This window comes from Aeromicrobium stalagmiti (genome assembly GCF_013283745.1).
In the GTDB taxonomy this organism is placed as follows: Bacteria; Actinomycetota; Actinomycetes; order Propionibacteriales; family Nocardioidaceae; genus Aeromicrobium; species Aeromicrobium stalagmiti.
This window is the reverse complement of sequence record NZ_JABSTZ010000003.1, coordinates 43,862-68,868: the sequence shown is the minus strand read 5'-3', so window position 1 is coordinate 68,868 and position 25,007 is coordinate 43,862. Positions and strand designations below refer to the sequence as shown.

The window sequence follows — 25,007 nt, the reverse complement described above, 5'->3', positions numbered from 1 at the left end:
ACGAGCAGGAGGTGTCTGATGAGCGACAACGAGCCCACCGGCATGAGTGGTCCGGCGAGCGGATCTGACCAGGAGATCGCCTACTTGCGCGCGGAGGTGGAGCACCTGCGTCGCCGTCTCGGCACGGAGCGGTCCACCGACTCCCGCCTGACCGAGCTCGAGGCCAAGCTCGCGGCGACCAGCAGCCAGAACGAGCGCCTGTCGTCGACGCTGCGCGAGGCGCGCGACCAGATCGTCACGCTCAAGGAAGAGGTCGACCGGCTGGCTCAGCCGCCGACGGGCTTCGGCACGTTCCTGCAGCGCAACGACGACGACTCCGTCGACGTGTTCACCGGCGGTCGCAAGCTACGCGTCAACGTCAGCCCCGCGGTCGACAAGGACGCGCTGCGCAAGGGTCAGGAAGTCATCCTCAACGAGGCGATGAACGTCGTGACCGCCCTGGAGTTCGAGCAGGTCGGCGAGGTCGTCTCGCTCAAGGAGATCCTGGCCGACGGCGAGCGCGCCCTGGTCATGGGCAACGCCGACGAGGAGCGCGTCGTGCGCCTCGCCGAGCCGCTCATCGGCCTCAAGATCCGTCCCGGCGACTCGCTGCTGCTCGACAGCCGCTCCGGCTACGTCTACGAGCGCGTCCCGAAGTCCGAGGTCGAGGAGCTCGTCCTCGAAGAGGTCCCCGACATCGACTACGAGTCGATCGGCGGCCTGCGCCAGCAGATCGAGTCGATCCGCGACGCGGTCGAGCTGCCCTACCTGCACCCCGAGATCTTCATCGAGCACGAGCTCAAGCCGCCCAAGGGCGTGCTGCTCTACGGCCCTCCCGGCTGCGGCAAGACGATGATCGCCAAGGCGGTCGCCGCGTCGCTGGCCAAGAAGGTCTCCGAGCGCACCGGCGAGGAGGGACGCTCGTTCTTCCTCAACATCAAGGGCCCCGAGCTGCTCAACAAGTACGTCGGCGAGACCGAGCGGCACATCCGTCTGGTCTTCCAGCGCGCTCGTGAGAAGGCCAGCGAGGGCACCCCGGTCATCGTGTTCTTCGACGAGATGGACTCGCTGTTCCGCACCCGCGGCTCGGGCGTCTCCTCCGACGTCGAGAACACGATCGTCCCGCAGCTGCTGAGCGAGATCGACGGCGTCGAGGGCCTCGAGAACGTCCTGGTGATCGGAGCCTCCAACCGCGAGGACATGATCGACCCGGCGATCCTGCGACCCGGCCGCCTCGACGTCAAGATCAAGATCGAGCGCCCCGACGCCGAGTCGGCCCGCGACATCTTCAGCAAGTACCTCACCGCCGGGCTGCCCCTGCACGAGGACGACCTGGGGGAGTGGGGCGGCAACCGCCAGGACACCGTCGACGGCATGATCCAGCGCACCGTCGAGCGAATGTACACCGAGTCCGAGGACAACCAGTTCCTCGAGGTCACCTACGCCAACGGCGACAAGGAGGTCCTGTACTTCAAGGACTTCAACTCCGGCGCCATGATCCAGAACATCGTCGACCGGGCCAAGAAGATGGCCATCAAGGACCTCCTCGAGAGCGGACAGCGGGGCCTGCGGGTCCAGCACATGCTCCAGGCGTGCCTCGACGAGTTCAAGGAGAACGAGGACCTGCCCAACACGACCAACCCCGACGACTGGGCGCGGATCTCGGGCAAGAAGGGTGAGCGCATCGTGTTCATCCGCACCCTCATCTCGGGCAAGAGCGGCAACGAGCCGGGACGGTCGATCGACACGGTCGCCAACACCGGCCAGTACCTCTGACGCCGTTGCCTCCTGGACCCTCCCTGACGTTCGACCTGCGCGTCGTGTCGTACGCGATCGACGACGCGCAGCGTCTGACGGCAGAGGTCCAGGAGGAGTACGGGCGCCGCTACGGCGGTGACGGCGACATCTCGCCGATCGACGTGCACCAGTTCGACCCGCCCGGTGGCCACTTCGTGATGGCCTACGTCGACGACGTGCCGGCAGCCATGGGCGGCTGGCGACGCGGTGGTCCGGCGGGGGAGTCCGACGCCGAGATCAAGCGGATGTTCGTCCGTCCGGCGTTCGCCCGCCGTGGCCTTGCCCGGGCGGTCCTCGCAAAGCTGGAGCGGACGGCCGGCGCCGCCGGCATCACCCGGCTCGTGCTCGAGACCGGAACGGCGCAGCCCGAGGCGATCGCGCTCTACACCTCGTCGGGGTACGGCGAGATCGCCAAGTTCGGCTTCTACGCCGACTACGACGACAGCGTCCACCTCGGCAAGGTGCTGACGGCGGGCGACCCCGTAGGCTCACCGACATGACAGTGCGCCGGGTGCAGGGCAGTGAAGTCGAGTACGGCATCGCCGTGCAGGGACAGCCGAATGCCAACCCCATGGTCGCGTCGACCCATGTGGTCAACTCCTACGCCGCAGCGCACGGCCTGACCCGGCGGGCCCGGTGGGACTTCGAGGAGGAGAGCCCGCTGCGCGACGCCCGCGGCTTCGACCTCAGCCGGGAGGTCGCCGACCCCTCGCAGCTCACCGACGAGGACATGGGCCTGGCCAACATCATCCTGACCAACGGCGCCCGGCTCTATGTCGACCACGCCCACCCGGAGTACTCCAGCCCCGAGGTCACGAGCCCGCTCGACGTCGTCCTGTGGGAGAAGGCCGGCGAGAACGTCATGCGCCTCGGCGCCGAGCTGGCTGCGCAGGTGCCCAACACGCAGCCGATCGTGCTCTACAAGAACAACGTCGACAACAAGGGTGCCTCCTACGGCTCCCACGAGAACTACCTGATGCGGCGCGACGTGCCGTTCGACCAGATCGTCGAGCACCTCACGCCGTTCTTCGCCACGCGGCAGGTCTTCACCGGGTCCGGTCGGGTCGGCCAGAAGCAGGACGGCAGCGTCCACGCGTTCCAGATCAGTCAGCGCGCCGACTACTTCGAGGTCGGGGTGGGCCTGGAGACGACGCTCAAGCGCCCGATCATCAACACCCGCGACGAGCCGCACGCCGATCCCAAGAAGTATCGACGCCTGCACGTCATCATCGGCGACGCCAACTGCTCCGAGACCGCGATCTACCTCAAGCACGGCACCACCTCGCTGGTCCTGGCGATGATCGAGGCCGGCTTCATCACGCGCAGCCTCGCCATCGCGTCGCCGGTCAGGGCCGTCCACGACATCTCGCACGACCCGACGCTGACGCACAAGGTCGAGCTCGAGGACGGGCGCACGGTGACGGCCCTCGAGCTGCAGGGGGAGTACCTCCAGCTCGCCAAGGACTTCGTCGCCCGTGAAGGCTCCGACGAGCAGACCGACGACGTGATCCGCCGGTGGGAGAGCGTGCTCGAGCGCCTGGGCCGCGACCCCATGGAGTGCGTCCGTGAGCTCGACTGGGTGGCCAAGCTGGCGCTGCTCGAGCGCTACCGCGAGCGCGACAGCCTCGACTGGGACCACGCCAAGCTGCACCTGGTCGACCTGCAGTACCACGACATCCGGCTGCACAAGGGGCTCTACCACCAGCTCGTCCGCACGGGGCGGATGGACCGGCTCTTCACCGACGAGCAGGTCGCGGCAGCAGTCGTCGACCCACCGCGCGACACCCGTGCGTACTTCCGGGGCATGTGCCTGGCCAAGTTCAGCAAGGACATCGCCGCGGCCTCGTGGGACTCGGTGATCTTCGACCTGCCGGGCCACGACTCCCTGCAGCGCATCCCGACGATGGAGCCCCTGCGCGGCACGGCTGAGCACGTGGGTCAACTGTTCGAGTCCAGCACGACCGCATCCGAGCTGTTCTCCGCGATCACCGGCCGCTAGAACGCTCCGCCCCACGCCGGGTCCTTCCAGATCTGGGCCTGATCCGATCGGGGCATTCGTGGTTTCGCCACCCTGCTGCTGCACCCGTGGGGCTAGGGTTGTGTCATGTCAGAGCAGCAGCACAAGAACACGCGCAAGCCCGCCGAGGCCGAGGAGCAGGTCGAGGCGACCGAGGTCGACTCCGAGGCGAAGGCCAAGCTGGACGACGACGTCGACTCGATCCTCGACGAGATCGACGACGTGCTCGAGGAGAACGCCGAGGAGTTCGTCCGCAGCTTCGTGCAGAAGGGCGGACAGTGATGCTGCCTGAGGGCACCCGCCTGACCGGTTCATCCTCCTTCGCCGACTACCTCGCCAGCACCGCCCCCGAGCTGATGCCCGGTGCGGCTGCGCGCTCCAACGGCGCTCACGCCGACCTGGCACCTCATGCCACGACGATCGTCGCCGCGACGTTCGACGGGGGAGTGGTCATGGCCGGCGACCGTCGCGCGACGATGGGCAACGTCATCGCGCAGCGCGACATCGAGAAGGTCTTCCCGGCCGACGAGTACTCCTGCATCGGCATCGCCGGCAGCGCCGGACTCGCGATCGAGATGGTGCGCCTGTTCCAGGTCGAGCTCGAGCACTACGAGAAGATCGAGGGCACGGTCCTGTCGGCCGACGGCAAGGCCAACCGCCTCGCCGCGCTGATCCGCGGCAACCTGGGGCTGGCGATGCAGGGCCTGGCCGTCGTGCCACTCTTCGCGGGCTTCGACCTCGAGACCCAGCAGGGCCGCATCTTCTCCTACGACGTCACCGGCGGTCGCTACGAGGAGCACAGCGGTTTTCACTGTGTCGGCTCCGGCTCCGTCTTCGCCCGTGGGTCGCTCAAGAAGCTCTACAGCCGCGAGCTCACCGAGGGCGACTGCGTGACCGCGGCGATCCAGGCGCTCTACGACGCCGCCGACGACGACTCCGCCACGGGCGGCCCCGACCTGACCCGCCGGATCTTCCCGGTGGTCTCGGTCGTGACCTCCGACGGCTACCGGCGGCTCGCCGACGACGAGGTCGGCGCGATCGCCGACGACGTCATCGGCGGACGCCTCGTGCGGCCCGACGGTCCGTCCGCCCCGCTCAACTGATCCGACGTAGGCACAGAGAGGCATCCCATGACCCAGCAGTTCTACGTCTCGCCCGAGCAGCTCATGAAGGACCGGGCCGACTTCGCCCGCAAGGGCATCAGCCGCGGGCGCAGCGTGGCGGTCGTCCACTACGCCGACGGCATCCTGTTCGTCGCGGAGAACCCGTCGCAGGCGCTGCACAAGATCAGCGAGATCTACGACCGCATCGGCTTCGCGGCGGTCGGACGCTACAACGAGTTCGAGAACCTGCGGATCGCCGGCGTCCGTCTGGCCGACATGCGCGGCTACTCCTACGACCGACGCGACGTGACCGGCCGCAGCCTCGCCAACGCGTACGCCCAGACCCTCGGCACGATCTTTTCGGCCGGTGGTGAGAAGCCCTACGAGGTCGAGATCTTCGTCGGCGAGCTGGGCGCCGACGCGTCGTCCGACCAGGTCTACCGCCTGATGTACGACGGCTCGGTCGCCGACGTCCAGGGGTTCGGCGTCATGGGTGGCCAGAGCGAGCAGGTCGAGACCTATCTCGGCGAGCACTACACGCCCGGCCTCGACCTGGCCGCAGCCGTCAAGCTCGCCGTGACGGCCCTGGGCCAGGACACCGATCCCGCTCGTACGGTCGAGGCGTCCGCGCTCGAGATCGGCGTGCTGACCCGGTCGCGCCCCCAGCCGCGCAAGTTCAAGCGCCTCAGCGATGCCGACGTCGCGGCGGCGCTCGAGGCGTAGCTCCGGCGTTTGGGAGCCGTGCAATCGGGTATGGCGACGCCATGCCTGACACGGTCGACCCGACATTGCCCTCGAGGACCGTGGCCGGAGGGCTGCTGGGCCTCGTGCTCGTGGTGGCGCTCGGCGCCGCCCAGCTCTCGTGGGTCGGCCGCTCGGACCGGGTGGACGACATGTTCGTGTCGTTCATTGGGCCCTGCATCGGCATCGGGCTCGGCCTGTGGTTCAGGATCCGGTTCGACCGTGACAGGCGCCCCCGACGACACTCTCGCGGGTGGCACGTCGCCGTGGCCGCCCTGGTGATCGTCGGCTGGCTGCTCGCGGTCAACGCACTCAACGGAGGTGTCGGTACCGAAGCGCTCGTGCCCACCATCGTCCTCGGAGTGATCGGCACGGCCGTCATGGTGGCCGGCACCCGGATCTTCAACCCCGAGGTCGTGGCATGACCGACCCCGCCGGCGACTGGTCCGCCCGCGCCAACTTCTGGCGGGGTGATCGGGCGCTCGGCGGACGACTGCACGTCCGAGCGGGGCGGCTGGTCTTCGTGCCGCACGGCCTGGAGCGCGCCCTCGGCGGCGACGACGGCTTCGACGTGGCGCTGGCCGAGATCGTCGGGCTCGGTGCTGCGCCGCGGTCGATGCGGGTCCCGCGTCGGCGGCTCGTCGTCACCACGAGCCCCGGACGCACCGGCTACTTCCTCGTCAACCGTCTCGACGGCGCGCTCGACCACCTGCGGGACGAGATCACCGAGGCCGGGGGCACGGCCCGGGCGCTGGACGACACCGAGACCCGTTCGTCGGTGCCCGAGCTCTCTCCGGACGACTCGCTCCTCATGAACGTGATCCAGTCCGGCTGGGCACATCTCGTGGGCCTCGCCATCTGGGGCCTCGCCCTGGTCGGCGTGCTGGCGGGGTCCCGCAACCCCTGGGCCGTCGCGGTCCTCGTCCTGCTGGTGCTGTTCTCCGGCTGGCGGGCTTGGGCCGGCTTCCGTCGCCGTTCGCGCATCAAGGCAGCGCGAAGACGCCGCGACACCTCGTGAGTCGGTGACTCAGCGACCTTTCCAGCCTGCTGATACGTCGCTGAGTCACCGCCAATGGCACGCGGCCGGCCAAGCCCGCCTGTGTCCACCTTCTCAGGCGGCGTAGTGCCAGTCGGTGATGAAGTGGGCGAGGTCGACCTCGACGCGTGACGGGGTCCGGCGGCGCATCGCGACGTCGGTCGGCTCGGCGACACGGTGGGTCTTGATGTTGTGGTGCCGCCGGCAGAGGGCGCGAAGGTTGTCGCCGTGGGTGGGACCGTCGGGCCGGGGGATCTCGTGGTCGAGGTCGCAGGTGATGGCCGGCTGGGTGCAGGTCGGGAACCGGCAGGTGCCGTCACGGGCCTGGACGGCCGTGCGGAGGGCGTCGGACGGGAACGGTCGGGGTTCGGTGGTGTCGAGCACCCGGCCGAGCGGATCGGTCAGGATGCGGAACCAGAGGGTGTCGGGATCGGCCAGCAGGTCGCGGACCATGTCGGCCGGCAGGGCGAACGAGCCGTCGAACGACTCGCCGGGCAGGTCGTCGAGCCCGGTCAGCGAGGTGACCGGCACCGTGATGCCGACGACCGCACGGGCGCTCGTGGAGGCCCCGTCCGCGCCGCGACCGAGCAGCAGGTCGACGAAAAGGTCGGCCCTCCGCTGGTCGATCGTGCGGTCGTCGTCGGACAGGGCCCGCGCGCGCTGGGTGAGGGCGGCGTCGATCCGCTCGGCGTCGGCGGTCGGGAGGTAGGCCGTGAGCCACGACATGCCGTCGTCGCCCGGCCGGACCCAGACCGCCCGCTTCGCGTGCTCGTCGCGGGCGGCGCACCGGTCGGGCGCCCACCGGGCCACGAACCGGTTGAGCCAGCCTCGCAGCTGCGAGACGGTGTGCGACGACGCGTAGTCGCCGACGGCGGCGTCGAGGTGGATGAGGTGGTGGTTGTCTCCCCGCACCTTGTGGGCGGCGGCCGCGATGAGCGAGACGCGGTAGGCGTCGATGTCGCCGACGAGGAACGCGACCCACGTCAGCGGCAGCAGGCTGCGGACGCGACGGAGCTGCGCGAGACGGTCCTGCACGACCTTGGTCGGCAGGTGCAGCGCCACGCCGAGCTCGTCGGCCGCGAACGAGCGCTCGATCTCGGCGACGCGGGGATCGGCGTGCCGCTCGGACTCGGTGCGTCGGACGTCGTCGAACGCCAGCATCCGATGGGCGATCCGCGCCTCGATCCGGGCACGCTCGACCTCGAGCGCGGCGATCTCGTCGAGGATCACCTGGCCGGGGTCGGACGCTGCTTCCATACCTCCAACCTAGGGGTCGCCACTGACACGTCTGTTTGGAGATGGCAGGGATGAACGCGGATCGCAGACCGGCGGGAACCAGCTCGTCAGGCCCGCCGGAACAGCTGCATCGAGCCGACCGGGGTGAAGCCGGCGCCCAGCAGAGCACGCAGGCTCGCGGCGTTGCCGGGCGAGACGGCCGCGACCACGATCTCGCCCGCCGGGACGCTCGTCAACGCGTCCGCGACGAGGTTCCCAGCCGCGCCGTGGCCCCGACGGGACGGCTGGATCTCGAGGCTGAGCTCGGTGAGGCCCGCCAGCCCGCGCGAGACGATCACGACGTCGCGGCGTCCCGGATCCGCTCGGCCGAGGACCCGCAGCTCGTCGCGCACGGCGGCCGCGAACGCGACGCGCGGGTGATCGACGAGATCAGGCCGGTCGACCAGCACCGGCCGGCCACCGGCGCCGCGGGCGACGAGCACCGCGTCGAGGCTGTCGATCCAGCTGCCGGATCCGGCGACGGCCGAGACCAGGCGCGGATCGTGCGCCCCGTGAACGCGACCGCGGCTTCGAGCCCCTCGCGCCACGGTGGCACGCGGTGCCAGCCACCGTCGACCGGCGGAAACCGGCCCTCGGCCGCCGACCGGATCATCGCCGCCAGCGGATGGCCGGGCTCGCGGTCGCTCGTGCGCACCACGATCGCACAGGCCGTCAGGGTCCCGGGTTCGCGCGTCGCGGCGCGCGGCAACCCCCACGCGACTAGGCTGTGTCCATGGACCGGCGGATCTTCGGCATCGAGAATGAGTACGGCGTCACGTGTTCGTTCAAGGGCCAGCGCCGCCTGTCGCCCGACGAGGTGGCGCGCTACCTGTTCCGGCGGGTCGTCTCGTGGGGTCGCAGCAGCAACGTCTTCCTGCGCAACGGGGCCCGGCTCTACCTCGACGTCGGCAGCCACCCCGAGTACGCCACGCCCGAGTGCGACGACCTCGTCGACCTGGTCACGCACGACCGCGCGGGCGAGCGCATCCTCGAGGGCCTGATGATCGACGCCCAGAAGCGACTGGCCGACGACGGGGTCGAGGGCGACATCTATCTGTTCAAGAACAACACCGACTCGGCCGGCAACTCCTACGGCTGCCACGAGAACTACCTCGTGAGCCGGGCGGGGGAGTTCAGCCGCCTGGCCGACGTCCTGATCCCGTTCCTGGTGTCGCGGCAGATCATCTGCGGCGCCGGCAAGATCCAGCAGACCCCGCGCGGGACGATCTTCTCGGTCAGCCAGCGCGCCGAGCACATCTGGGAGGGCGTCTCCAGCGCCACGACCCGGTCGCGCCCGATCATCAACACCCGTGACGAGCCGCACGCCGATGCCGAGCGGTTCCGTCGCCTCCACGTCATCGTCGGCGACTCCAACATGAGCGAGACGACGACGCTGCTCAAGGTCGCGACGACCGACCTGGTGCTGCGGATGATCGAGAGCGGCGTGACGATGCGCGACATGACGCTCGACAACCCGATCCGCGCGATCCGCGAGATCGCCCACGACATGACCGGGCGTCGCAAGGTGCAGCTGGCCAACGGCCGTGAGCTGTCGGCGCTGGAGATCCAGGCCGAGTACTTCGGCAAGGCCGCCGAGTTCGTCGACAAGAACGGCCTGCACACGCCCACCATCACCCGTGCACTCGACCTGTGGGAGCGCACGCTCAAGGCCGTGGAGTCCGAGGACCTGTCGCTCGTCGAGCGTGAGGTCGACTGGGTCATCAAGTACAAGCTGCTCGACCGCTACCGCACCACGCACGACATGAGCTGGAGCGACCCCCGCATCGCGCAGCTCGACCTCGCCTATCACGACATCCGACGCGACCGCGGCATCTTCTACCTGCTGGAGAAGAAGGGCGCCGTCGCCCGGGTGACCAACGACCTCGACGTCTTCGCGGCCAAGTCGATCCCGCCGCAGACGACCCGTGCGCGGCTGCGCGGCGACTTCATCAAGCGGGCCCAGGAACGGCGGCGCGACTTCACCGTCGACTGGGTCCACCTCAAGCTCAACGACCAGGCCCAGCGCACGGTCCTGTGCAAGGATCCCTTCCGCTCCCAGGACGAACGGGTCCAGCGACTCATCGACGGGATGTGAGTCCGGAGGCCTTTGGCGCGGCCGTTACAGTGGGCCACGATCTGTTGCCGTCCACCGAAGGTCGTACCCGTGCGTCGAATCCTCCTGGCATCCGTTGCCGCAAGCCTCGTCCTCGCAGGATGCGGTGGCAGTGACGACGGCGGGAGCGCAGACCTCTCGGCCGTCAAGGTCAGCGACGCCAAGACCCCGAAGGTCACGGTCACCAAGGGCTTCAAGGTCACCAAGACCGAGAGCAAGGTCCTCAAGGAGGGCAGCGGCGACGAGCTGAAGGAGGGCGACTCGGTCAAGCTCGACTACGTCGGCGTCAACGGCACCACGGGCAAGCTGTTCGACAGCACCTACGCCGCCGCGCCCCAGACGATCTCGTTGTCGACCACCACGATCCTCGCCGGTTTCGTCAAGGGACTCGACGGCCGCAAGGTCGGCAGCCGCGTGCTCGTCGCGATCCCACCGAAGGACGGCTTCGGCGCCACGGGTCAGCCGAGCTTCGAGATCAAGAAGGCCGACACCATGGTGCTGGTCTTCGACATCGTCTCCAAGGTCCCGACCGAGGTGACCGGCACCAGCAAGAAGCTGCCCTCCGACGTCCCGCAGATCAAGCTCGACGGTGACAAGCACCCGTCGGGCTTCACGACGTCCGGCAAGACCAAGAAGAAGGTCAGCAAGGAAGCGCTCTACACCGTCATCAAGGGCGACGGCGCGAAGATCGAGAAGGGCCAGACCCTCACCGCGCAGTACGTCGGTCAGGTCTACCCCGACGGCAAGGTCTTCGACGAGTCGTGGTCCAAGGCGCCCGCGAGCTTCCCGGTCGGCACAGGTGGCCTCATCGCCTGCTGGGACGACCTCCTGGTCGGCCAGCCGATCGGCAGCCGGGTCGTCCTGGTGTGTCCCGCCGACAAGGCGTACGGCGACGCCCCGCAGGGCGACATCATCAAGAAGGGCGACACGCTGATCTTCGCCATCGACTTGCTCGACGCTTCCTGACATCCTCTCTTCATGGCCGAGCGCAAGACCGAGAGGTTGATGAACCTCATCTTCGCTCTCCTGGTCAGTCGTCAGTACCTCACGAAGGACCAGATCCGCGAGTCGATCGCCGACTATCGCGACTCGACGCCGCAGGCGTTCGACCGCAAGTTCGAGCGCGACAAGGAAGAGCTCCGCGAGCTCGGCATCAACGTGGAGATGGGGCAGAACGACAAGTACTTCAACGACGAGCCGGGCTACCGGATCCGTCGTGACGAGGCCGAGCTGCCCGATCTCGAGCTGACCCGCGAGGAGGCCGCCGTCATCGGTCTGGCCACCCAGGTCTGGGAGCATGCCGGGCTCGCGAGCGACTCGACCACCGCTCTCGTCAAGCTCAAGGCCATCGGTGTCGACGTCGACACCAGCGTCCTGCGGATGGCCGAGCCCAAGCTGTCGACCGACGAGCCGTCGTTCGACGCGATGTGGGACGCGGTCACCCGAAGGGTCCCGGTGACCTTCGTCTACGCCCGCCCCAACGCCGAGCCCATGACGCGACACCTGCAGCCGTGGGGCATCATCTCGTGGCACGACCGGTGGTACGTCGGAGGCTTCGACCTCGACCGCGATGCGGCCCGCATCTTCCGCCTCTCCCGCGTCATCGGCGACGTCGAGACCCAGGGAGCACCGGGGTCCTACGAGATCCCCGAGGGCACCGACATGAAGGAGATCGCCCGGGCCCTGTTCCCGCCCGATCCCGTCGAGGCCGCGGTCCTGCGCATCCGCACCGGGCGAGGCCAGTCGCTGCGCCGCCTCGCCGAGAAGGTCACCCCCCTGGGCGACGACCTCGACGAGGTCGAGATCCGCTACTCGTCGCGCTGGGAGCTGGCGTCCGAGGTCGCGTCCTACGGGCCCGACGTCGTCGTGGTGTCGCCTCCCGACGTGCGCGAGGCCGTGATCCAGCGCCTGCGTGCTGCCGTGAGCGGCCAGCTGGAGGGAGCCTCGTGAGCAGGTCGCAGCAGCAGGTCGTGCGGATGCTCGCGATGGTGCCCTACCTGCAGGGCAACGACGGCGTCCCGGTCAACGAGGTGGCGGCCGAGTTCGGTGTGACCCCCAAGGTCATCCGCGACGACCTGCGCCTGCTGATGTACACCGGCACGGGGGAGTACGCCGGCGAGCTGATCGACTTCGACCTCACCGCGCTCGAGCAGGACGGCATCGTCCACATCCGTGACGCGGAGTTCATGACCCGTCCGCTGCGCATCAGTGCGCGCGAGGGCGTGGCGCTCATCGTGGCGCTGCGCACCCTGCGCGCATCGGCAAGCGGGCCCGAGCTCACCGTGATCGACAGCGCGCTGGCCAAGCTCGAGAGCGCCGTCGGCGACACCGTGTCGGCCCCCGTCGACGTCCTGCTCGACGAGACCGACCCCGTCATCCACGGCGCCATCGTCCATGCCCTCGCCAGTGGCAAGCGACTGCAGATCACGTATGCCACCGCGACCCGTGACGAGCAGTCCGACCGCGAGGTCGACCCGCGACGCCTCTTCACCGAGCAGGGTCGCCTCTATCTCGAGGCGTGGTGCCTCAAGGCCGAGGACCTGCGCTTCTTCCGCCTCGACCGCATCCTCGCGGCCCAGGTCACCGGCACCGACGCCGAGGACCACGACGCCACGCCGCGCGACCTGTCCGACGGGTTCTTCACCGTGGGCGACCAGACCCCCTACGTGCTCGTCGACCTGCACCCCCGCGCGCACTGGCTGACCGAGTACTACCAGGTCGACCTGATCGAGGAGAGCGACGACGGCGTGTGGCGGGCCAAGGTCTACGGCGCCGACTGGGCCTGGCTGCGACGCCTCGTCCTCCGCAACGCCGGGTCGGTCTCCGTCATCGAGCCGGACACGCTCCGTTCACAGGTGGTTGAGGACGCTCGCCTAGCCTTGCAGGCGTACGATGAACCAGTCACCACCCTTTGAGGAGACCCCATGTTCCGTCAGATCGGCCCCACCGAGATCTTGATCGTGCTCGGCGTCGTGCTGCTGCTCTTCGGGGGCAAGAAGCTCCCCGAGCTCGCACGCGGCTCGGGCAAGGCCCTGCGCATCTTCAAGACCGAGGTCAAGGCGCTGCACGACGACGATGACGAGCCCACGAAGCCCGCGTCCCTCGAGACGATCGAGGCCACCGAGGCGCCCGAGCCGTCCGAGCTGAACAAGAAGTCCGGACAGGCCTGACGCTTGGCGCTGAGAAGCGGCAAGCCTGCCCCGGCACCGGGCGGCACGATGCCGCTCATGGGACACCTGCGCGAGCTGCGCACACGGCTGGTGCGCGCCGTGCTGGCCATCGTCATCGGTACGGTCGTCGCCTGGATCTACTACGAGCCGATCCTCAACTTCCTGACCGAGCCCTACAATGACATCCGTCCGCTGCTGTCCGACCGCGGCATCGAGACCGACATCGTCATCACCGGCATCGGTGGCGCGTTCCAGTTCCAGCTGAAGATCTCGCTGGTCGTGGGCGTCCTGCTGTCCAGCCCCGTGTGGCTGTGGCAGATCTGGGGCTTCGTGCTCCCGGCGCTGCACCGCAACGAGAAGCGCTGGGCACTGCTGCTCACCGCGACCGGGGCCCCGCTGTTCGTGAGCGGTGCCGGCCTGGCCTACATCGTGCTGCCGAAGGCGATGGAGGTGCTGATCGGCTTCGTGCCCGACGGGTTCGGGTCGCTGCTCACGGGTGCGGAGTACTTCGACTTCATCATCCGGATGATGCTCGTGTTCGGCGTCGCGGCCGAGATCCCGCTCGTCGTGGTGATCCTCAACCGCATCGGCGCCGTCAGCGCCCGCCAGCTGGCCAACGCCCGCCCGTGGATCGTCATCGGCATCTTCATCTTCGCGGCCATCGCGACCCCCACGACCGACCCGCTGACGATGGTGTTCCTCGCCGCGCCGATGACCGTCCTGTACTTCATCTCCGAGATCATCGCGAAGCTCACCGACCGCAAGCGCGGCAAGGCCGCCGCCGAGGCAGAGCTGGCCGACGACGAGGTCTCGTCGCTGGACGACTGAAACGCCCTGCCGGGGACCGGCAGATCGTAGGCTGCTGCCATGCACCTCGCCCTCGTCGTCAACCCCACCTCCGGCAGGCGTCGCGGAGTGTCGATCGCGGCGAGGGCGGCTGAGCGTCTGGGGCAGGCCGGCCACACGACCGTGACGATCCAGGGTGACGACGCACCGTCGGCCCGTGACCAGCTCAAGCAGGCGATCGACGCAGGCCTGCACGGGGTCGTGGTCGTCGGTGGCGACGGGGCCCTGCACGGCGTGCTCGACCACGTGGCCGACTCCGACCTCGTGTTCGGCCTCATCCCGGCCGGCACCGGCAACGACACCGCGCGCTCGCTCGGCATCCCGGTCAAGGACGTCGACGCCGCCATCGACCTGATCGTCGCGGGACACGTCAGGACGATCGACCTGGCGCGCACCGACGAGGCCTACGTCGCCACGGTGGTGGCCTCGGGGTTCGACTCCAAGGTCAACGAGCGAGCCAATGCGATGACGTGGCCGCGCGGCAACATGCGCTACAACATCGCGATCGTCGCCGAGCTGCGCGCGTTCCAGCCGCTGCCCTTCACGTTGACCCTCGACGGCGTGACGATCGAGCGTGAGGCGATGCTCGTCGCCGTCGGCAACGGTCCGTCCTTCGGCGGCGGACTGCGGATCTGCGAGGGAGCCGAGCTCGACGACGGCCTGCTTGACGTGGTCGTGATCAACCCCGTGAGCAAGGTGAAGTTCCTGCGGGTCTTCCCGCAGCTGTACCGCGGCACGCACGTCACGCTGCCGGAGTTCGAGCGGCACCTCGTGCGGGAGGTGACGCTCTCGTCGCCGGACATCGTGGCGTACGGCGACGGCGAGCGTCTCGGGCCCCTCCCGATGACGACGACCGTCCAGCCGGGCGCGTTGCGCGTCTTCGCCCCACGGCCGCCCCCGTAGGCTGGGGGCATGAGCTCGCCGGCGGAGAAGTACGCACAGTCCCGGGCCAGCAGGCAGTATCCCCACCTCGCGGAGTTCCGCGGTCTCTACGACTTCGGTCTCGACGGCTTCCAGGTCGAGGCCTGCCGGGCCGTCGAGGACGGGCACGGCGTCCTGGTGGCGGCCCCGACCGGCTCGGGCAAGACGTTGGTGGGCGAGTTCGCCGTCCATCTTGCGATCGCGACGGGCCGCAAGTGCTTCTACACGACGCCGATCAAAGCCCTGTCCAACCAGAAGTTCGCCGACCTCGTCGACCGCTACGGCGCCGAGAACGTCGGCCTGCTGACCGGTGACAACACGATCAACGGTGAGGCTCCCGTCGTCGTGATGACGACCGAGGTGCTGCGCAACATGCTCTACGCGGGCTCGCGCACGCTCGACACGCTCGGCTACGTCGTGATGGACGAGGTCCACTACCTGGCCGACCGCATGCGCGGCGCCGTGTGGGAGGAGGTCATCATCCACCTCGCCGAGTCGGTGTCGGTGATCTCGCTGTCGGCCACCGTGTCCAACGCCGAGGAGTTCGGCGACTGGCTCACCGAGGTGCGCGGCGACACCGTCACGATCGTCGAGGAACGACGCCCCATCCCGCTGCACCAGCACGTGCTGGTCGGGCGCAAGATGTTCCCGCTCTTCGAGCCCAGCGCCGACGACCGGGGCATCGAGGTCAACCGGGCGCTCGAGCGCCTGGCGCGCGAGGACTGGCAGCTCAGCCGCATGATGAAGGGCCACAAGGGCAAGGGCGGCAAGCGGCCGCACAGCCGCAACCGCACGCCCAGCCGGGTCGAGGTCGTCGAACGGCTCGACGCCGAGGGCCTGCTGCCCGCGATCTGCTTCGTCTTCAGCCGGGCCGGGTGTGCCACCGCGGTACAGCAGTGCCTCGACGCCCGCATCACCCTCACGACGCCCGAGGAGCAGGCCGAGATCGGCGCGTTCGTCGACGCCGCCTGCTCGCACCTGCCCGAGGACGACCTGCACGTGCTCGGCTACTACGAGTTCCGCGACGCGCTCGTCCGCGGCATCGCCGCCCACCACGCCGGCATGCTGCCGACGTTCAAGGAATGCGTCGAGGACCTGTTCAGCGACGGCTTCGTCAAGGTCATCTTCGCCACCGAGACGCTCGCGCTGGGCATCAACATGCCGGCACGGTCGGTCGTCATCGAGAAGCTCTCGAAGTGGAACGGCGAGACGCACGCCAACATCACGCCGGGGGAGTACACCCAGCTGACCGGTCGCGCCGGGCGCCGCGGCATCGACGTCGAGGGGCACGGCGTCGTCCTGTGGCAGCCCGGGCTCGACCCCAAGCAGGTCGCCGGCCTCGCGAGCACGCGCACCTACCCGCTCAACTCGTCGTTCCACCCCTCCTACAACATGGCGGTCAACCTGGTGGGCCAGGTCGGCCGCACGGTTGCCCGCGAGCTGCTGGAGCAGTCGTTCGCGCAGTTCCAGGCCGACCGGGCCGTCGTGGGGATGGCGCGCGACATCCGCCGCTCCGACGACGTCCTGGAGGGCTACAGCGAGCAGATCTCCTGCGACCGGGGCGACTTCATGGAGTACGCCCAGCTGCGTCGCGACCTGACCGACATCGAGGCGTCCGGCTCCAAGGCCCGTCGTCAGGCCGAGCGCGAGGACGTCATCGCCTCGCTGGTCAAGCTGAAGCCCGGCGATGTCATCCACGTCCCGGTCGGCAAGTTCGCCGGCCTGGCGGTCGTGCTCGACCCGGGACGCGTCACCGACAACGAGGGTCCGCGCCCCATGGTGCTGACGGCCAACAGGCACGCGCGCCGGCTCGCCCTGATCGACTTCCCGGCGCCCGTCGAGGCCCTCACGACGATGCGCATCCCCAAGTCGTTCAACCCCCGCAACCCGCAGGCCAGGCGCGATCTCGCGTCGGCGCTGCGTGGACGCGCCGACGCCGCCTCGTGGCGCCGCGACAAGCCCTATCGTGACCAGCCGACCCGCGAGGACCCGCGGATCGCGGCCATCCGCCAGAAGCTGCGCGAGCACCCGTGCCACGAGTGCCCGGACCGCGAGAAGCACGCCCGGTGGGCCGAGCGCTACCTCAAGCTCGAGCGCGACACCAAGAACCAGCGGGGCCGGATCGAGCAGCGCACCAACACCATCGCTCGTCAGTTCGACCGCGTGTGCGAGGTGCTCGACGTGCTGGGCTACCTCGACGGCGACGAGGTCACCGCCGACGGCATGAAGCTCAAGCGGCTCTACAGCGACCTCGACCTGCTGGTCAGCGAGTGCCTGCGCCAGGGCACGTGGGAGGGTCTGGACGCCGCCGAGCTCGCCGCGGTCGTCAGCGGGCTGACGTTCGAGTCCCGCAGCGCCGACGAGCTGCCCACGGCACGGTTCCCGACCAAGAACGTCCGCGAGGTCGCGACGACCATGACCGACGTCTGCACCGACCTGCAACGCCTCGAGCGTGAGCACCGTGTGCGGTTCCTCCGCCAGCCCGACTTCGGCTTCGCCCAGGCCGTCTGGTCATGGTGCAACGACGCGACCCTCGACGACGTCCTCAGCGAGATGGACCTTGCGGCCGGCGACTTCGTCCGGGCCATGAAGCAGCTCATCGATGTCGTCGCGCAGGTCGCCGACGCGGCAGGCTCAGGGCCGTTGCGCACGACGGCCCGCGAGTCGCTCGACCTGCTGCGGCACGGCGTCGTCAGCTACACCAGCATCTCGAGCTGACGGCCGCGGCGGCCAGTTCTTGCGCGGATGATGAGGGTTTTGGGCAGCTGGAGCTACCCAAAGGCCTCATCATCCGTGGTGGCCCATCGGACGATGAGTGTTTTCGGTAGCGGGGACTACCCATATGCCTCATTCATTGCGCGACGGAGCAGGCAAGCCCGCGAAGTCCCAGTGCTCCCGGAGACGTCGTAGCCTGAGGGCTGTGGATCCTCGATCACACAGTGCCTTGGTCGAGAACACGGGACCGCCACGGTACTCACGGCTCTCCCCCTAGACTCGCCCTGTGGACGAGCTAGCTGTGCCGATCCTGCCGAGCAGAGATCTGCTGGAGACCTTGGCGTTCTACGAGGCACTCGGTTTCGAGAATCGCGGCGCGCCGCCCGAGGAGTGGGACTACCTGATCCTTGGCCGAGGTGCAGTGATTCTTCACTTCTACGCCGAGCCTGGTGTTGATCCGCTTCGCACTGCGGCCAGCTGCTACGTCTACGTCGCTGATGCTCGGCGCCTCTACGACTCATGGGTCGACAGTGTCGTCGCGGACAGGTCGACCGGAAGTCGGATCGTGGCACCTGTGGTCACCGACTATGAGATGTGCGAGTTCGCGGTCGTCGATCGAAGCGGAAACTTGATTCGCATTGGGTCGCCAGTCTCCTGACGTGAAGGACCGCCCCGTGTGAAGGCGCGTCGCCTCAAGTTGTCTGCTGCCAAGCCCGCGTCCATTGAGCTTCTGGCGACGACGCGCCATCCGAGCTGGTGCTTGATGACCGGAAATCAAGCACCAGGTCTGCCCGGTGTCAGTGACCGACTCTCGACCGATGGGTCAGGGCAGGTCGCGAGCCTTCAGGGCGCGCTCCGTGACGCCGCCGAGCCCCCAGCGCTCGCCGAACGCCGTGAAGGCCTCGGTGTCGGGTGTGCCGGACAGGTCGGGCAGCTCGCAGACGTCGCGCCGAACCGCGACGACCTTGCGGGCGGCGGCGATGTAGTCGCCCGAGTCGAGCAAGGACTGCCGCACCCGCGGCTTGATCGACGACGACTCGTCACGGGCCGCCGCGGCGATGCCGTCGAGGTCGCCGAACTCCTCGAGCAGCACGGCGCCGGTCTTGTCGCCGATGCCGGCGACGCCCGGAAGGCCGTCGGACGGATCACCCCGCATGACCGCGAAGTCGACGTAGTCCGCGGCGTCGATGCCGTACTTCGCGCGGATCCAGTCGTTGTCGACGACGTCGTGCTTCGACACGCCCTTAGCGACGTAGAGCACTCGGATGTCGCGCGCGTCGTCCACGAGCTGGAACAGGTCACGATCTCCCGTCACGACGTCGACGGGCCCGTCCCAGGCCTCGGCCAGCGTGCCGATCACGTCGTCGGCCTCGGCGTCGGCAGCACCGACGACCGGGATGCCGAGCAGGCCGAAGGCCTCCGCGATGAGCGGCACCTGGGGGCCGAGGAGGCCGTCGGTCGTGTCAGCCTCCTCGCCCGCGGCGTCGAGCCGCTGGGTCTTGTAGGTGTCGAGCAGGTCGACACGCCACTGCGGCCGCCAGTCGTCGTCCCAGCAGGCCACGACGGCCTCGGGGGAGTACTGCGTCGTCAGCGACGACGTGAAGTCGAGGATGCCGCGCAGGGCGTTGACGGCCGTGCCGTCAGGAGCCGTGAGCGTCTTGGGGATGCCGAAGAACGCCCGGAAGTACAGGCTCGCGCTGTCGAGCAGCAGAAGTCGACCGTGGGGCACGCCTTGAGGAGACACAGTCTGACTCTAGGACATGCCCCACGGTCGCGGGGTTGCGTGGATCAGCGCGTCAGCGCGTGACCGTGGCTCGCCTTCTGGGCGAGCTTCTTGGCGGCCGATGCGGACGTGGACCGCTTCTGGTCGCCGTAGAGACCCTTCTTCGACAGTGCCAGCACCGCCACGGAGTGAGCCGCAGCGTCACCGAGCTGGTCGATCGACCGTGTGCTCAGGTTGGTGATGTCGTCGCACGCCTGGTGGTAGCACGAGTCGTACGCCGCGCCGGCCGTGCCACCGAACAGCGTGGCCTCCTCGGGCGTCTTGATGCCCTCGGCGCCGCTGAACAGACCACCGGCCGGGATGCCGACCTCGATGAACGGCCCGTAGTCGGAGCGACCGTCGAACGAGGTGGGCGCCGACGAGAGCTTCTTCTTGCCGAAGTAGTCGAGGAAGACCTTCTCGATCTCCGCCGAGCCGGCCGGACCGGCGTTGCCGTCCGACGACCCGTCGCCGTCATAGACGAAGCGCGCGAAGTTGGGCGAGCCGATCATGTCGAAGTTGAGGTTGGCGTAGATCTTCGCCCGCTGGGCGTCGGTCAGGCTCTCGACGTAGTGGTAGGCGCCGAGCAGGCCCTTCTCCTCGGCTCCCCAGAAGGCGAACCGCACCGGACGCTGGGCCTTCTTGGCATAGCCCGTCTTGACGTACTGCTTGGCGATCTCGAGGACGCCGGCGGTGCCGGTGCCGTTGTCGTTGATGCCGGGACCGGCAGCGACGCTGTCGAGGTGCGCGCCCACGACGACGACCTGGTCGGGGTTCTTGGTCTTGCGCGGCAGGTCGGCGATGACGTTGGTCGTCTCGCGGTTCAGGTCGACCTCGGTCTTGGTCGTGACCCGCACGGTCGCGCCGGCGGCCTCGTTGAGCGCGACACCGTCGTCGTACGAGATGCCGACGACGGGAATGTCGACCGGGTCTCCGAGGGTTCCGGTCAGGAGCTCCTGGCGTCCCTCCTGGCCCTCGTTGAAGATGATGACGGCGTCGTAGCCGGCGGCCTCGGCGTTGGCGGCCTTGACGCCGAAGTTGCAGAGTCCGCGCTGCACCAGGGCCACCGACGGCTCGGAGCCCGCCGCCGGGAAGTCGGACGCCTCGCAGCCCGACGGCGTCGAGCCCGGGTCGCCCGGCGGGATGCTGACGTTGATCGGCGTCACGGCTCCCGTGACGTCACCGGAGCCGGAGTAGTCGAACGCCTCGGTCTCGATGTCCTTGGCCTCGGGCGTCACCTGGGCCAAGGTGGCCGGCTCGAGGTCGCGGCTGAAGGGGAAGGTGAAGGTCTGCTTCGTGACCTTGTAGCCGGCCTTCTTGAGCTGGGCCGCCACGTAGCTGGCCGACTGGTCGTAGCCCGGCAGACCCGAGGCGCGGTTGCCGTCGTTGCGGTCGGCGATGACCTGCAGCTGGCGCAAGGTCGTGAGCTGGCCGTTGACGGTGACCGCCTTGGTGAGCCGACTGGTGTCGACGCCCTTGGGATGGTGATTGCTCTTCGCGTCCGCCGGTACGGCGATGGCGAGGCTGCTCGTCAGGACGACAGCAGCTGCGGAGTACAGCGTCTTGCGCATGTTGACCCCCCGGTCGTTGTGGTGTGCGCCTCACAGTAGGCCAGTCCGGCCGATATGGCATGCCCTGACGCGTGTGGGCCACCGGTATCGTCGTCACGTGAACACGTGGCGCAAGGCTCAGGAACTGGCAGCAACGCAGGGGATCGACGCCCTGCTCGTGACCCCGGGGGCTGACCTCCGCTATCTCACGGGATACGTCGCCCTGCCGCTGGAGCGACTGACCTGTCTGGTCCTGCCCGCGCAGGGCGAGCCGACCCTGGTCGTCCCTCACCTGGAGCGGCAGGCGGCCGTCGCCTCGGGCGTCGACACCGCGATCGCGTCGTGGCAGGAGACCGAGAACCCCTTCGACCTCGTGGCGAGCCTGGTGGGCGACGCCGCCACGATCGGCGTGGACGACCACATGTGGGCCTCGCGGGTCTTCGCCCTGCGCGAGGCGCTGCCGTCGGCCCGTCAGGTGCTCGCCGGCCCGCTGGTGCAGGAGCTGCGCATCCGCAAGGACGACACGGAGGTTGCCGCGCTGCGCGAGGCGGGCCTCGCGATCGACCGGGTGCACTCCCGCATGGCCGAGTGGCTGCGTCCAGGTCGCACCGAGCGCGAGGTGGGGGCCGACATCGCGCGCGCCATCATCGACGAGGGGCACGTGACCGTGGACTTCGTCATCGTCGGCTCGGGCCCCAACGGCGCGTCGCCGCACCACGAGGTCTCCGACCGCGTCATCGAGGTGGGTGACCCGGTCGTCGTCGACATCGGCGGCACCATGCCGTCCGGCTACTGCTCCGACTCCACCCGCAACTACCTGGCCGGTGGCACCGCACCCGCCGCGTACGTCGAGGCGTACGCGGTGCTCGAGGCGGCCCAGCAGGCCCAGCGCGAGCATGCCCGGCCCGGTGTGACCGCGGAGTCGATCGACCTGATCGGCCGCCAGATCATCGCCGACGCCGGCTACGGCGACCTCTTCATCCACCGCACCGGTCACGGCATCGGTCAGGAGACCCACGAGGAGCCCTACATCGTCGAGGGCAACGACCTGGTGATCGAGGAGGGCATGGCGTTCTCGATCGAGCCCGGCCTCTACTTCGACGGGCAGTTCGGCGCGCGGATCGAGGACATCGCCGTCTGCACCGCCGACGGGCTCGAGGTGCTCAACAACACCCCGCGCGGGCTCGTCGCCCTGTGACACGACCCCGCATCGGGTGGAAGGTCGCCTGGCCCGCCGCTGCTGCACTGGGCGTGCTGTCGTCCCTCAGCTTCGACCCGGTGGCGCTGCCGTTCGCGATGGTCGTGGGCGTGGCCGGGCTCATCTGGCTCGCCCGGTCCCTCGACGGCGCCCGCAAGCGCACCGTGGCGGTCACCGGCCTGCTGTACGGCCTCGGATTCATGGGCCCGCTGATCTGGTGGATGAACGCGGTCAGCCAGGGGGCCTACGTCGGCCTGGTGATCGCCGAGACGTTGTTCTTCGTGCCGATCATGCTGGCGCTGCGGGCAGCGACCCGTCTGACGGCGTGGCCTCTCTGGGGCGCCGGCGTCTGGGTCGCAGGGGAGTGGGCCCGCGGCCGGTTCCCGTTCACGGGCTTCCCGTGGGGACGTCTGGCGCACACGTCGATCGACACCCCGTTCTCGTCCTACGCGCGCCTCGTGGCGATGCCCGGCACGAGCGCCGTGCTGTTCCTCGTCGCCGCCCTGCTCGTCGTCGTGGTCACCGGAACGGCCTCACGGGTCAGGCTCGTCGCTGCCGGTGGCATCGTCGTCCTCGCCGGCATCGGCGTCGTGCTGCCGACCGGCATCGCAGGGGCTGACGGCACGCGGCAGGTGGCACTGGTCCAGGGTGACGTCCCCGGGGTGTTCCTCACCTGGCCCCGCGGCGAGATCATGCAGCTGCACGTCGCCGAGACCGAGCGTCTCGCCGCGGCGATCGAGGACGGCAGCGCGCCGCAGCCCGACATGGTGCTGTGGCCCGAGAACGCGACCGACATCGATCCGTACAACGACGAGACGATCCGAACCCAGATCGAGTCGCTGTCAGCCCGTCTCGGGGCGCCCATCCTCGTGGGTGGCATCTTCGACGGCCCGACGGTCGACACGGCGCGCAACTCCGGGGTCGTCTGGACCGCCGACGGGCCGGGCGACCGCTACGACAAGCTCAAGCCCGTCCCGTTCGGCGAGTACGTCCCGTTCCGCAAGCAGGCCGGCCTCATCGTCAACCGCCTCGCCCGCGACATCCCGCGCGACATGCTGGCCGGCGACCAGCCCGGCGCGATGACGATCGGCAACACCCTGATCGGCGACACGATCTGCTACGACATCGCCTACGACAGCGTCACCCGACGCGCGGTCGACGGGGGAGCGCAGATGATGGTCGTGCAGACCAGCAACGCGGCCTTCACCGGCACGTCGCAGCCCGAGCAGCAGTGGGACATCTCGCGCCTGCGCGCCATCGAGACCGGCCGGTGGGTCGTGGTGCCGTCGACCAACGGCATCAGCGGCGTGGTCGACCCGTCGGGGCGCAGCGTCGACCGGGCACCGATGCACGAGCCGGCCACGATCAGCGCCCAGGTCACCCTGGCGTCGGGCACGACGCCGGCGCTCGTGATCGGCCGCTACCTGGAGTGGGTGCTCGTGGCCCTCGGGGTGGGAGCATGGTGGTTCGGCACACGACGACGCAAGGAGGTCGAGACGCCATGAGAGCTCTCATCATCGTTCCGACCTACAACGAGGCGAGCAACCTCGAGATCATCCTCGACCGCATCCACGCGCAGCAGCCCGGTGTCGACGTGCTGGTGGCCGACGACGGCTCTCCTGACGGGACGGGCGGGATCGCCGACCGCCTCGCGCACGACGATCCCCGGATCCACGTCCTGCACCGCACCTCCAAGCAGGGCCTCGGCTCGGCCTATCGCGCCGGGTTCGCCTGGGGTCTCGAGCGTGGCTACGACGTCCTGCTCGAGATGGACGCCGACGGGTCCCACCGGCCGGAGGACCTCGTCCAGATCCTCGCCGCCAGCGAGGCGGGCGCCGACCTGGTGCTCGGATCACGCTGGGTCCCCGGCGGCGGCGTTGTCAACTGGCCGTGGCACCGTCGTCTGATCTCGCGGGGCGGCACCTTCTACGCCCGCCTGATGCTCGGCATCCCCGTGCACGACGCCACCGGCGGTTTCCGGGCGTTCCGGCGCGAGACCCTCGAGCAGCTGCCGCTCGCCGAGGTCGCGTCGCAGGGCTACTGCTTCCAGATCGACATGGCCCGGCGGGTCGTGGCGGCCGGCATGTCGGTGGTCGAGGTGCCCATCACGTTCGTCGAGCGCGAGCGCGGGCAGTCCAAGATGAGCGGCGCGATCGTGCGGGAGGCCCTGTGGCGCGTCACGGTCTGGGGATTGGCCCGGCTGGTGCCGCCGCCGCTGCGTCGCTCCACGGCGCTGAGCCTGTCGCGGTAGCACCCCGGGACGCCAAAAGACCCCGGCCGAAGCCGGGGTCTCTCTTCACGTGAGACTGCGTGAGCCTCAGGCGCTCTTCTTCTTGGCCGCGCTCTTCTTGGCGGGCCGGTGAAGGTGTGGCGGTCCGATCTCCCCACCGCGGAGCAGCTCGAGCCGCTCCGTCAGGATCTCCTCGAGCTCGTCGACGGATCGACGCTCGAGCAGCATGTCCCAGTGGGTGCGGACAGGCTTCTCGGCCTTGCCCTCGGGCTTGACGCCGTCGGCCAGCTGTCCGATCTGACCGGTCTTGGGGTCTTCCCACTCGTACGGGATCTCGGCCTCGTCAGCCATGGTCACGGAGAACGTGTGCCCGTCCGGGCAGACGTACTCGACCTGCTGCCGGGGAGCCATCTCCACGCCGCGCTCGTCCTCGAAGCTCTGTGTCCCGAGCCGAGCACCTCGCAATGCACGTTCAGCCATGTGCGTCCCCTTCCTAGTGCCTTACCTATGACAACGTAGATGACACACATGAGATTCCCCTGAACACAGATCAG

At 69.1% G+C, this 25,007-nt stretch carries 25 protein-coding genes; 20 read left to right on the top strand and 5 right to left on the bottom strand.

All coding sequences use genetic code 11. The features are described from left to right. Positions 1-42: 42 nt before the first annotated feature. The 8 genes from arc to HQK15_RS12725 all read left to right on the top strand — a co-directional run bounded on the left by arc (position 43) and on the right by HQK15_RS12725 (position 6,655). Positions 43-1,755 (top strand): proteasome ATPase, encoded by a 1,713-nt coding sequence (gene arc, locus HQK15_RS12760; protein WP_173492228.1) that lies wholly within the window; start codon positions 43-45, stop codon positions 1,753-1,755. Positions 1,756-1,760: 5 nt separating this feature from the next. After that, complete coding sequence (locus tag HQK15_RS12755) at positions 1,761-2,276, top strand: GNAT family N-acetyltransferase (RefSeq protein ID WP_254450992.1); 516 nt, start codon at positions 1,761-1,763, stop codon at positions 2,274-2,276. Then, positions 2,273-3,775 carry a depupylase/deamidase Dop gene (gene dop / locus HQK15_RS12750; protein ID WP_173491870.1) on the top strand — a complete coding sequence of 501 codons (1,503 nt, stop codon included), beginning with the start codon at positions 2,273-2,275 and terminating at the stop codon, positions 3,773-3,775. The genes HQK15_RS12755 and dop overlap by 4 nt, the downstream gene beginning before the upstream one ends. 105 nt (positions 3,776-3,880) lie before the next feature. Next, positions 3,881-4,075 carry a ubiquitin-like protein Pup gene (locus HQK15_RS12745; RefSeq protein WP_173491869.1) on the top strand — a complete coding sequence of 65 codons (195 nt, stop codon included), beginning with the start codon at positions 3,881-3,883 and terminating at the stop codon, positions 4,073-4,075. After that, positions 4,075-4,896 carry a proteasome subunit beta gene (prcB, locus tag HQK15_RS12740; RefSeq protein ID WP_173492226.1) on the top strand — a complete coding sequence of 274 codons (822 nt, stop codon included), beginning with the start codon at positions 4,075-4,077 and terminating at the stop codon, positions 4,894-4,896. The genes HQK15_RS12745 and prcB overlap by 1 nt, the downstream gene beginning before the upstream one ends. Positions 4,897-4,923: 27 nt before the next feature. Continuing rightward, positions 4,924-5,619, top strand: coding sequence for a proteasome subunit alpha (gene prcA / locus HQK15_RS12735; RefSeq protein ID WP_173491868.1), 696 nt, complete (start codon positions 4,924-4,926; stop codon positions 5,617-5,619). A 41-nt stretch (positions 5,620-5,660) separates the two neighbouring features. Next, positions 5,661-6,062: a hypothetical protein gene (locus HQK15_RS12730; RefSeq protein WP_173491867.1), complete on the top strand. Its 402-nt coding sequence runs from the start codon at positions 5,661-5,663 to the stop codon at positions 6,060-6,062. Then, on the top strand, positions 6,059-6,655 hold the full coding sequence (locus HQK15_RS12725) for a hypothetical protein (protein WP_173491866.1): 597 nt from the start codon (positions 6,059-6,061) through the stop codon (positions 6,653-6,655). Before HQK15_RS12730 ends, HQK15_RS12725 begins: the two co-directional genes overlap by 4 nt. 93 nt (positions 6,656-6,748) lie before the next feature. Here the strand turns inward: HQK15_RS12725 and HQK15_RS12720 are convergent, their stop codons facing one another. Further along, positions 6,749-7,930, bottom strand: a complete 1,182-nt coding sequence (locus HQK15_RS12720) for an HNH endonuclease signature motif containing protein (protein WP_173491865.1) — start codon at positions 7,928-7,930, stop codon at positions 6,749-6,751. Positions 7,931-8,016: 86 nt separating this feature from the next. Next, complete coding sequence (locus HQK15_RS12715) at positions 8,017-8,496, bottom strand: hypothetical protein (RefSeq protein ID WP_217361665.1); 480 nt, start codon at positions 8,494-8,496, stop codon at positions 8,017-8,019. A 185-nt stretch (positions 8,497-8,681) separates the two neighbouring features. Between HQK15_RS12715 and pafA the strand changes: the two genes are divergently transcribed. The 9 genes from pafA (at position 8,682) to HQK15_RS12670 (ending at position 18,371) form a co-directional block, all read left to right on the top strand. Next, the gene (pafA, locus tag HQK15_RS12710) at positions 8,682-10,043 is read left to right on the top strand and encodes a Pup--protein ligase (protein WP_173491864.1); all 1,362 of its coding nucleotides are present in this window, start codon (positions 8,682-8,684) and stop codon (positions 10,041-10,043) included. A gap of 69 nt (positions 10,044-10,112) precedes the next feature. Further along, a complete protein-coding gene (locus tag HQK15_RS12705) occupies positions 10,113-11,027 on the top strand; it encodes an FKBP-type peptidyl-prolyl cis-trans isomerase (protein ID WP_173491863.1) in 915 nt (304 codons plus the stop codon). 12 nt (positions 11,028-11,039) lie between these two features. Beyond that, positions 11,040-12,011: a helix-turn-helix transcriptional regulator gene (locus HQK15_RS12700; RefSeq protein ID WP_173491862.1), complete on the top strand. Its 972-nt coding sequence runs from the start codon at positions 11,040-11,042 to the stop codon at positions 12,009-12,011. Next, on the top strand, positions 12,008-12,976 hold the full coding sequence (locus HQK15_RS19130) for a helix-turn-helix transcriptional regulator (protein WP_173491861.1): 969 nt from the start codon (positions 12,008-12,010) through the stop codon (positions 12,974-12,976). Before HQK15_RS12700 ends, HQK15_RS19130 begins: the two co-directional genes overlap by 4 nt. Before the next feature lie 9 nt (positions 12,977-12,985). Beyond that, positions 12,986-13,231, top strand: a complete 246-nt coding sequence (gene tatA / locus HQK15_RS12690; protein WP_173491860.1) for a Sec-independent protein translocase subunit TatA — start codon at positions 12,986-12,988, stop codon at positions 13,229-13,231. Between the two features lie 57 nt (positions 13,232-13,288). Beyond that, positions 13,289-14,059, top strand: coding sequence for a twin-arginine translocase subunit TatC (gene tatC, locus HQK15_RS12685; protein ID WP_254450990.1), 771 nt, complete (start codon positions 13,289-13,291; stop codon positions 14,057-14,059). A 39-nt stretch (positions 14,060-14,098) separates the two neighbouring features. Then, positions 14,099-14,980 (top strand): diacylglycerol kinase, encoded by an 882-nt coding sequence (locus HQK15_RS12680; protein ID WP_173491859.1) that lies wholly within the window; start codon positions 14,099-14,101, stop codon positions 14,978-14,980. 9 nt (positions 14,981-14,989) lie between these two features. Further along, positions 14,990-17,716, top strand: coding sequence for a DEAD/DEAH box helicase (locus HQK15_RS12675; protein WP_173491858.1), 2,727 nt, complete (start codon positions 14,990-14,992; stop codon positions 17,714-17,716). A 283-nt stretch (positions 17,717-17,999) separates the two neighbouring features. Further along, positions 18,000-18,371, top strand: a complete 372-nt coding sequence (locus HQK15_RS12670) for a bleomycin resistance protein (RefSeq protein ID WP_173491857.1) — start codon at positions 18,000-18,002, stop codon at positions 18,369-18,371. 165 nt (positions 18,372-18,536) lie between these two features. Here HQK15_RS12670 and HQK15_RS12665 read toward each other — a convergent pair whose 3' ends face one another. Both HQK15_RS12665 and HQK15_RS12660 read right to left on the bottom strand, forming a co-directional pair. Then, positions 18,537-19,457 (bottom strand): 5'-3' exonuclease, encoded by a 921-nt coding sequence (locus HQK15_RS12665; protein ID WP_367649163.1) that lies wholly within the window; start codon positions 19,455-19,457, stop codon positions 18,537-18,539. A 44-nt stretch (positions 19,458-19,501) separates the two neighbouring features. After that, positions 19,502-21,046 carry a M20/M25/M40 family metallo-hydrolase gene (locus HQK15_RS12660; protein ID WP_173491856.1) on the bottom strand — a complete coding sequence of 515 codons (1,545 nt, stop codon included), beginning with the start codon at positions 21,044-21,046 and terminating at the stop codon, positions 19,502-19,504. Positions 21,047-21,143: 97 nt separating this feature from the next. Between HQK15_RS12660 and HQK15_RS12655 the strand changes: the two genes are divergently transcribed. The 3 genes from HQK15_RS12655 to HQK15_RS12645 are packed head-to-tail and all read left to right on the top strand — an operon-like array spanning position 21,144 to position 24,474. Then, a complete protein-coding gene (locus tag HQK15_RS12655) occupies positions 21,144-22,223 on the top strand; it encodes a M24 family metallopeptidase (protein ID WP_367649162.1) in 1,080 nt (359 codons plus the stop codon). After that, a complete protein-coding gene (lnt, locus tag HQK15_RS12650) occupies positions 22,220-23,728 on the top strand; it encodes an apolipoprotein N-acyltransferase (RefSeq protein ID WP_173491854.1) in 1,509 nt (502 codons plus the stop codon). Before HQK15_RS12655 ends, lnt begins: the two co-directional genes overlap by 4 nt. Then, positions 23,725-24,474: a polyprenol monophosphomannose synthase gene (locus tag HQK15_RS12645; RefSeq protein WP_173491853.1), complete on the top strand. Its 750-nt coding sequence runs from the start codon at positions 23,725-23,727 to the stop codon at positions 24,472-24,474. Before lnt ends, HQK15_RS12645 begins: the two co-directional genes overlap by 4 nt. A 66-nt stretch (positions 24,475-24,540) precedes the next feature. Here the strand turns inward: HQK15_RS12645 and HQK15_RS12640 are convergent, their stop codons facing one another. Then, a complete protein-coding gene (locus tag HQK15_RS12640) occupies positions 24,541-24,933 on the bottom strand; it encodes an RNA polymerase-binding protein RbpA (protein ID WP_173491852.1) in 393 nt (130 codons plus the stop codon). Positions 24,934-25,007 lie beyond the last annotated feature (74 nt).

Coding starts and splice junctions, on each gene's coding strand:
- arc (WP_173492228.1), top strand. CDS start 43: ATGAGTGGTCCGGCGAGCGGATCTGACCAGGAGATCGCCTACTTGCGC.
- dop (WP_173491870.1), top strand. CDS start 2,273: ATGACAGTGCGCCGGGTGCAGGGCAGTGAAGTCGAGTACGGCATCGCC.
- HQK15_RS12745 (WP_173491869.1), top strand. CDS start 3,881: ATGTCAGAGCAGCAGCACAAGAACACGCGCAAGCCCGCCGAGGCCGAG.
- prcB (WP_173492226.1), top strand. CDS start 4,075: ATGCTGCCTGAGGGCACCCGCCTGACCGGTTCATCCTCCTTCGCCGAC.
- prcA (WP_173491868.1), top strand. CDS start 4,924: ATGACCCAGCAGTTCTACGTCTCGCCCGAGCAGCTCATGAAGGACCGG.
- HQK15_RS12730 (WP_173491867.1), top strand. CDS start 5,661: ATGCCTGACACGGTCGACCCGACATTGCCCTCGAGGACCGTGGCCGGA.
- HQK15_RS12725 (WP_173491866.1), top strand. CDS start 6,059: ATGACCGACCCCGCCGGCGACTGGTCCGCCCGCGCCAACTTCTGGCGG.
- HQK15_RS12720 (WP_173491865.1), bottom strand. CDS start 7,930: ATGGAAGCAGCGTCCGACCCCGGCCAGGTGATCCTCGACGAGATCGCC.
- pafA (WP_173491864.1), top strand. CDS start 8,682: ATGGACCGGCGGATCTTCGGCATCGAGAATGAGTACGGCGTCACGTGT.
- HQK15_RS12700 (WP_173491862.1), top strand. CDS start 11,040: ATGGCCGAGCGCAAGACCGAGAGGTTGATGAACCTCATCTTCGCTCTC.
- tatA (WP_173491860.1), top strand. CDS start 12,986: ATGTTCCGTCAGATCGGCCCCACCGAGATCTTGATCGTGCTCGGCGTC.
- tatC (WP_254450990.1), top strand. CDS start 13,289: ATGGGACACCTGCGCGAGCTGCGCACACGGCTGGTGCGCGCCGTGCTG.
- HQK15_RS12680 (WP_173491859.1), top strand. CDS start 14,099: ATGCACCTCGCCCTCGTCGTCAACCCCACCTCCGGCAGGCGTCGCGGA.
- HQK15_RS12675 (WP_173491858.1), top strand. CDS start 14,990: ATGAGCTCGCCGGCGGAGAAGTACGCACAGTCCCGGGCCAGCAGGCAG.
- HQK15_RS12660 (WP_173491856.1), bottom strand. CDS start 21,046: ATGCGCAAGACGCTGTACTCCGCAGCTGCTGTCGTCCTGACGAGCAGC.
- HQK15_RS12645 (WP_173491853.1), top strand. CDS start 23,725: ATGAGAGCTCTCATCATCGTTCCGACCTACAACGAGGCGAGCAACCTC.
- HQK15_RS12640 (WP_173491852.1), bottom strand. CDS start 24,933: ATGGCTGAACGTGCATTGCGAGGTGCTCGGCTCGGGACACAGAGCTTC.